The organism is Pseudoxanthomonas sp. (assembly GCF_051953815.1).
Classification (GTDB): Bacteria; Pseudomonadota; Gammaproteobacteria; order Xanthomonadales; family Xanthomonadaceae; genus Pseudoxanthomonas_A.
In genome coordinates this window covers 1-6,789 of sequence record NZ_JBQCIJ010000025.1, presented here as the reverse complement: position 1 = coordinate 6,789, position 6,789 = coordinate 1, and the positions used below count along the sequence as shown (strand labels likewise).

5 protein-coding genes are annotated in these 6,789 nt (G+C 69.7%); all 5 read right to left on the bottom strand.

The window, feature by feature from the left end:
- Positions 1–1,245 (bottom strand): MCP four helix bundle domain-containing protein (locus ACTHN1_RS06560; RefSeq protein ID WP_440470154.1); only part of this gene is annotated, 1,245 nt, incomplete at its 3' end.
- A 103-nt stretch (positions 1,246–1,348) separates the two neighbouring features.
- Complete coding sequence (locus ACTHN1_RS06555) at positions 1,349–1,753, bottom strand: hypothetical protein (protein WP_440470153.1); 405 nt, start codon at positions 1,751–1,753, stop codon at positions 1,349–1,351.
- Positions 1,754–1,894: 141 nt separating this feature from the next.
- Positions 1,895–3,391, bottom strand: a complete 1,497-nt coding sequence (locus ACTHN1_RS06550) for a diguanylate cyclase (RefSeq protein WP_440470152.1) — start codon at positions 3,389–3,391, stop codon at positions 1,895–1,897.
- Entirely contained in the window at positions 3,388–5,985 is a 2,598-nt protein-coding gene (locus tag ACTHN1_RS06545) for an EAL domain-containing protein (RefSeq protein WP_440470151.1), read from the bottom strand. Before ACTHN1_RS06545 ends, ACTHN1_RS06550 begins: the two co-directional genes overlap by 4 nt.
- 206 nt (positions 5,986–6,191) lie before the next feature.
- A partial coding sequence (locus tag ACTHN1_RS06540) for a methyl-accepting chemotaxis protein (protein ID WP_440470150.1) occupies positions 6,192–6,789 on the bottom strand: 598 nt, incomplete at its 5' end.

Sequence of the window (6,789 nt, the reverse complement as noted above, 5' to 3'; positions counted from 1 at the left end):
CAAATCACCGCGGGCGATGGCCTGGAGCAGGGTGGAGACCTGGGCCAGGTTGCCGTCGGTGGTTTCCATCAGCTGGTTCAGGCCGGCGACCATGTCGCGGAAGTCGTACTGGTAGCGGTCCACATCGCCGCGCTGGCTGAAGTCGCCGGCCGCGGCCGCGCTGGCCAGGCGCTTGATTTCGATGTTGATGGCCGACAGGCTCGCCTTGGTGGCGTCCATGGTTTCGGTCAGGGTGGCCTTCTCGCCGGGCAGGCGCTCCATGTCCGGACTCAGATCGCCGATCGCATAACGCTGCATGATCCGCTGCGCGCTGCCGATGGCTTCCAGGTGCGAGGCGACCAGGGCGTTGGTGTCGCGGACCATGCGGCCGTATTCGCCCGGGAACGCGCTGTCGTCCATGCGGTAGCTGATCGAACCTTCCTCGTGGCGCTGCGCCATCTCCGACTGCGCGGCGATGACCGCCTGCACCTGGTGCTGCATGCGCTGCATCGAGGTCAGCAGTTCGCCGACCTCGTCCTTGCGCGAGGTGTCGATGGTGCCGTCCAGCTTGCCGCGCGAAACGTCGTTGGCCACGCGCACCGCTTCGCCGACCGCTCGGGCGATCGCGCGGGCGAAGAACCAGGCCAGGGCCAGGCCACCGACGATGCCCGCCAGCAGCATGACCAGCACCATCGAGCTGGACGCGGTGTAGGTGGTGGCCGAATCCTTGGCGGTCACCGTGGTCTGGCGGCTGACTTCCTTCAGCAGCGCGTCCAGCGACGCGGCGGCCTTGGCGTGCGCGTCCCAGGTGCCGCCGATGAAGGTATCGATGGCGTCGTCCTGCAGATCCAGTTCCAGCATCTCGTTGACGTCCTGGTAGGACTTGTACGCCTTACCCCAGTCGGCCACGAACGCCTCGTACGCCTTGCGCTCGGCGGCGGTGGAGATCAGCGGCTTGTAGGCGGCGATGGCCTTGTCGATGTCGGCATGGATCCTTCCCGCGCGGGCACGCGCGTCGTTCTTCACCGTGTCGCTGGCGCGGACCAGGGTGGTGAAGTTGGTGGCGCGGTATTCGCCGATCAGGCCGCGCAGGGCGCCGGCGGTGCTCACGCTGGGCAGGGTGTTGTCGGCCATCTCGCGGGTCACTCCGTTGAGCGACTTCAGGCCGATGAAGGAAGCGATGCCCTGCACCAGCATCAGCACGAGCACGATGCCGAAGGCCAGCATCATCTTCTGGGTCAGGCGGAGGTTCTGGATCCACTGCATGAAAGGAATTCCTCTGTCCGGGCGGACGACGTCGCGGGCGGAGTGGCTGGCGGGAGGGAGGGAAGCATCCGCGGGCCGCAGGGCGGACCCGCCGGGGCGGGTATCAGCGCATCGACGCCAGTTTCAGGTTGCTCGGCGAGGTCACCACGATCTCGGCGCGCGAGCTGTCGCGCTGGATGTTGCCGATCACGCAGATGTCCTTGCCTTCCAGGGTTTCCGGCGCGGGCTTGAACTTGCCGCGATCGGCGCCGGGAATGCGCGCGGTGAAGGTGTGGCGCGGGAAATCGCCGCCCATGTACAGGAAGGTCGGCGTGCCTTCGGAGTTCTCGGCGAAGCGGGCCTTGCCGACCTTGCCGCAGACGATGCCGTCACGGCCGGCGAAGCGCGCGGCCTTGTCCGCCGGAATGGCGTCGGTGATCTGGGACTGGCCGCTGGCGCGTTCGGCCGGCAGCAGCAGGGCGGCGCCCACGACGGCGGCCGACAGGGTGACGAGGGTGGCGATCTTCATGGGTGCTCTCCGGAGGTGGGACAGGCGATGACGCACAAGGCGTCTTGAAGGCACTCATCGGCGCGGCGGCGGCGAACTTGAGGAATGGCCATGCCGGAGCGGCGTGTTCGCGGACGCCGTCACACTTTTGCCTTGAACCGGCTAAGCCGTTTCCGCCGCCACCAGCGTGGTCAGGACCCAGCCGCCGTTGAAACAGACCTCGATGCCCTGGAACCGGCGGCCGTCCAGGGTCGCCACCGGGAAGATCCGCCGGGGCGCGCGCCGGCGCTGCTGCTGGATGTCGCGCAGCCAGGTTTCGGCATCGACTTCCAGCGCCACGCCCTGCCGCAGCCGATGCGCGTGGCGGATGACGTCCGGAAAACGCATCACGCCCGGCGGAATGCCGTGCAGGCGGATGTAGGCATCGTTCGCCATCACCAGTTGGTCGTCGGGGTTGTACATCGCCACCGGCGTGTCGGCGATGTCGATGCCCTGCAGCAGCTGCGACAGCACCGCGGGATCCTGCGGCGACAGCGCCGGACGCAGCGGTGGGCTGGCCGGGGGACCTTCCGGTACGAAGCTGGCGACGCTGCGTTCGGCGATGCGGTCGCGGCCGTCGTACTTGGCCCGGTACAGCGCCAGGTCGGCCTGGCGGATCCAGGCTTCCGGACTGTCGATGTCCGGACTGAGTTCGGCCACGCCGAAACTCGCGGTGATGGTGCGATGGCGCGAAAGCGGCGCTTCGTGCAGGCGCCGGTGCAGGCGGCGGACCACTTCCATCGCTTCCGGCAGCGGGGTGAGCGGCAGCAGGATGCCGAACTCCTCGCCGCCGTAGCGTCCGGGCACGTCGATGTCGCGCAGGTGCGTGCGCAGCAGATCGGCGAAGCGGCGGATCACCGAGTCGCCCTCGGCGTGGCCGTACAGATCGTTGATCTGCTTGAAGTGATCCAGGTCCGCCAGGATCAGCGTCGCCGTCTGCCCGGTGCGCCGGCCGCGGGCGAATTCGGCGCGCACGGTGTCTTCCCAGTGGGTGCGGTTGAACAGTCCGGACAGGCCGTCGTGCCAGCCGCGCAGTTCCAGTTCGTTGCGGCGATGGTGCAGGCCCTGGGTGACATCGAAGCCGATGTGGATCAGGCCCAGGGGCGCGACCCACGCCAGCGGCAGGCTGGCCAGGAACGACAGCCAGTCCAGGCCGGGCTCCCAGTGCAGGCCGTAGAAGGGGATGCCGACCAGCACGCCCGCGGCCAGCGCCAGCAAGTTGCCGGCGAGCAGGCGCGGACCGCCGCCGAACATCGCGGCGAAACAGGTGACCGCGACCAGCGCGGTGCCGATCGGCAGGTTGAACGCGATCAGCGGCAGGCCCATGCCCGCGAGCAGTCCGTCGACCAGCACGTGCTGCATTTCGGCGCGGTTGGGATTGCGGGCGCGGCGATATCGCCAGCGCGCCAGATGCGGCCAGCCCAGGCCGAGCGCCAGGGTGGTCAGCCAGTGCTCCAGCGGCACCTCCAGGGCCCACATCGCCGGCGCCATCGCCAGCACCGCCAGCGCGGTGGCGACGGTATGCAGCAGGTACAGCCGGTGCGGGTAGATCAGGTGCGGTGTCAGGGAGTACGCCGCCGGCAACCGCTGCGCCGGCGGCATCCGCGGGACGGCGCTCATGGCGCGTGGGTGTCGTCGTCCCCGGACACCGGCATCGACACGTAATCGTTGTTGCCCAGCCAGTGCTCCAGCGCCGGCGCCGGCAGCGGGGCGGAGAACAGGTAGCCCTGCAGGACCGGGAAGCCCTGTTCGGCCAGGAACGCGTGCTGGGCGCCGGTTTCCACGCCTTCGGCCACCACCTTCATGCTCAGGCTCTCGCCGATGCGCAGCACCGAGGTGGTGAGGGTGCGGGCGATGGCGCTGCTGTCGATGTCGCGGACGAAACTCTGGTCCAGCTTGAGCTCGTAGATCGGCAGCCGGTGCAGGTGGCTGAGACTGGAGTAGCCGGTGCCGAAGTCGTCCAGCGACAGGCGCACGCCCATCACGTAGATCGCCTCGATGTTCTCCAGCACGTCCGGATTGGGATCCAGCATCACGCTTTCGGTGATTTCCAGGATCAGGTCGTCCGGATGCAGGCCGTGGTTGTCCAGGCAACTGGCGATCTGCAGCGACAGATCCGGATCGCGGAAGTTGATCGCCGAAACGTTCACCGCCACCCGCGGCACCGGGATGCCGCGCCGGCGCCAGTCGGCCACCTGCGCGCAGGCGTGCTCCAGCACCCACAGGCTGAGATCGGCGATCAGGCCGCATTCCTCGGCCACCGGCACGAACCGCGAGGGCGGGACGATGCCCAGTTCCGGGTGCTCCCAGCGCAGCAGCGCCTCCACGCCATACAGGGTGCGGGCGCTGCCGCCGCTGATCTGGGGCTGGTAGTGCAGGCTGAACTGGTTGGCGAGCAGCGCCTCGCGCATCGCCGTTTCCAGCGAGACGCGTTCCTGCGCGACCCGGTTCATGTCGCCGCTGAAGAAGCGCACGCTGCCGCCGCCGTCGGACTTGGCGCGGTACATCGCCATGTCGGCGTGGCGCAGCAGCAGATCGATGTCGCGGCCGTCGTCGGGGTAGATCGCCACGCCGATGCTGGCGCTGGGATGCAGGGTCATCACGCCGGCCGTGGCCGGTCGCGCGATCGCGCCGAGCAGGCGTTCGGCGACGCTGGCCGCCTGCTCGGTGGAGCACTGCGGCAGCACCGCGACGAACTCGTCGCCGGCCTGGCGGCCGATCAGGTTGGGGCCGGGCAGCTCCTCGACCAGGCGCGCGGCGATGTCGCGCAGCAGGCCGTCGCCGGCGGCGTGTCCCTGCGCCTCGTTGACGCGCTTGAAGCGGTCCACGTCGATGAACAGCACCGCCGCCTGGCCGCTCATCTGGGCGGAGTTGGCCAGCACCTGTTCGGCCTTGGCGCTGAACATGATGCGGTTGGGCAGCCCGGTCAGGGTGTCGTAGAACGCCAGCTGGTGGACGCGTTCGTTGGTCTGCTCGCGTTCCATCGCCAGCGCGCACAGGTGCAGGCAGGTGTCGGCGATGCGGCGATGCAGATCGTTGGGTTCGCCGCGCTCGCGGTAATAGAAGCACAGCGTGCCCAGCACGCGTCCGCTGCTGGACTTGATCGGGCTGGAGAAGCAGGCGTGCAGGCCGCTGTCCAGCAGCAGATCGCGGAACGGGGCCATCAGCGGATCGGTGGCGACGTCGGGCACGTGCACCGGACGCCCGCGCCAGGCCGCGGTGCCGCAGGCGCCCACGCGCGGGCCGATGGCCAGGCCGTCGCACGCGCTCACCAGCGGTGTCGGCAGGCTGGGCGCGGCCAGCGGCCGCAGCCGGCCGTCGCCGTCCACCGCCAGTACCGAGACGGCGACTTCCGGAACGATGCGCTCGACTTCCCGGCACATCAGGGTCATCACGTCGGTGACCGGCTGTTCGCGCACCATCGCGTCCAGCACCTTGTGGTGCAGGACCTGGTGGGCCTTGGTCTGGGTGATGTCGGTGAGCACGCTGACCAGGCCGATGGTGCGGCCGTCGTCGTCCAGCACCGGATTGATCGCGGCCGACACCCACAGCGGGCGCCCGGCCTTGGTGTACAGCAGCACTTCGGTCTGCATGCCTTCCGACTGCGCGAGCGAGCGTTCGATCAGGTCGCCCAGCTGCGGCTCGGTGTGCGGACCGGACAGCACTTCGCTGGGCTTGCGGCTGCGCAGGTCCTCCAGCTCGTAGCCGAGCATGCGGGTGAAGCCGCTGTTGACGTACAGCACCTGCCGGTTGGGCGCGCTGACGAAGATGGCGTTGTCGCTGCGATCCACCACCAGCGACAGCTGGCGCATGCGCTCGCGCTGCAGGCGCACGTCGGTGAAGTCGCGCAGGAAGGCGGTATGGAAGCGGCGCGGACCGGCCTCGACCGGCGACATGGTCAGCGAGGCGGTCACCCGGCGGCCGTCGCCGCGTTCCAGCATGACCTCGCGATGGCCGCCGACCCAATGGGCGGCGCAGGCATGCTCGGGAAGATCCGCGCCGCCCTCCACCGGGCAGGGCAACAGGCGATGCAGCGGATGGCCGACGGCCTGCTCGCGCGGCACGCCCCACAGCTTCTCGGCGGCGGCGTTGAACAGCACGACGTGGCTGCGCTCATCGAGCATGAGCACGGCGTCGTTCGACTGCTCCAGGGTCTGCAGCAGCAGGTCGAACGCGGCGTCGGTCGGCACGGGGGCGAGCACGGTGGCCTTCATGTCCGGTCACCGCATGCGGGTCCCCGCGCCGGCGCGATCGCATGGCGGGGACGGAAGCGGTGGGAAGGAAAGTCGGGGCTCATGCGCCGTCCGTGTGTTCCAGGCGGGATCAGATATCGGCCACGGACGCGCCCGCTTGAGGCCGCCGCGCCCGGAGCGGGAAAAAATGGCGCGGCGGCGGGGCGCATGGGCGGGTCCGGCCTGGCTCAGAACGTCTGCCACTCCGCATCCGCCAGGGCGGGCGCGGGGAAGCCTTGCGCAGCGGTGGCGCGGATCGGGGCCGGCCTCCGGGCGGAAGCGGCCTTCGCGGAGGCGCCACGCGGCCTGGGCGCCCGCGCCACTGAAGCCCGCGCCGGGGCGTCGTCGATGACGAAGACCGCGACGGCCTCGCCCAGGCCCTGCGCCTGCTGCTCCATGCTGCGCGCGGCGGCGGAGGCTTCCTCGACCAGGGCGGCGTTCTGCTGGGTGGTCTCGTCCATCTGGGTGATGGTCTGGTTGACCTGCTCGATGCCGGCGGATTGTTCCTGCGAGGCGGCGGCAATCTCGGCCATGATGTCGGTCACCCGCTGCACCGAGGCCACGATTTCGCCCATGGTCGCGCCGGCCTGGTTGACCAGCGCCGAGCCGGTGGACACCTGGTCCATGGACGCTTCGTTGAGGCCTTTGATTTCCTTGGCCGCGTTGGCGCTGCGCTGGGCCAGCGTGCGCACTTCCGAGGCCACCACCGCGAAGCCGCGGCCCTGTTCGCCGGCGCGGGCCGCTTCCACCGCCGCGTTGAGCGCCAGGATGTTGGTCTGGAAGGCG

Coding starts and splice junctions, on each gene's coding strand:
- ACTHN1_RS06555 (WP_440470153.1), bottom strand. CDS start 1,753: ATGAAGATCGCCACCCTCGTCACCCTGTCGGCCGCCGTCGTGGGCGCC.
- ACTHN1_RS06550 (WP_440470152.1), bottom strand. CDS start 3,391: ATGAGCGCCGTCCCGCGGATGCCGCCGGCGCAGCGGTTGCCGGCGGCG.
- ACTHN1_RS06545 (WP_440470151.1), bottom strand. CDS start 5,985: ATGAAGGCCACCGTGCTCGCCCCCGTGCCGACCGACGCCGCGTTCGAC.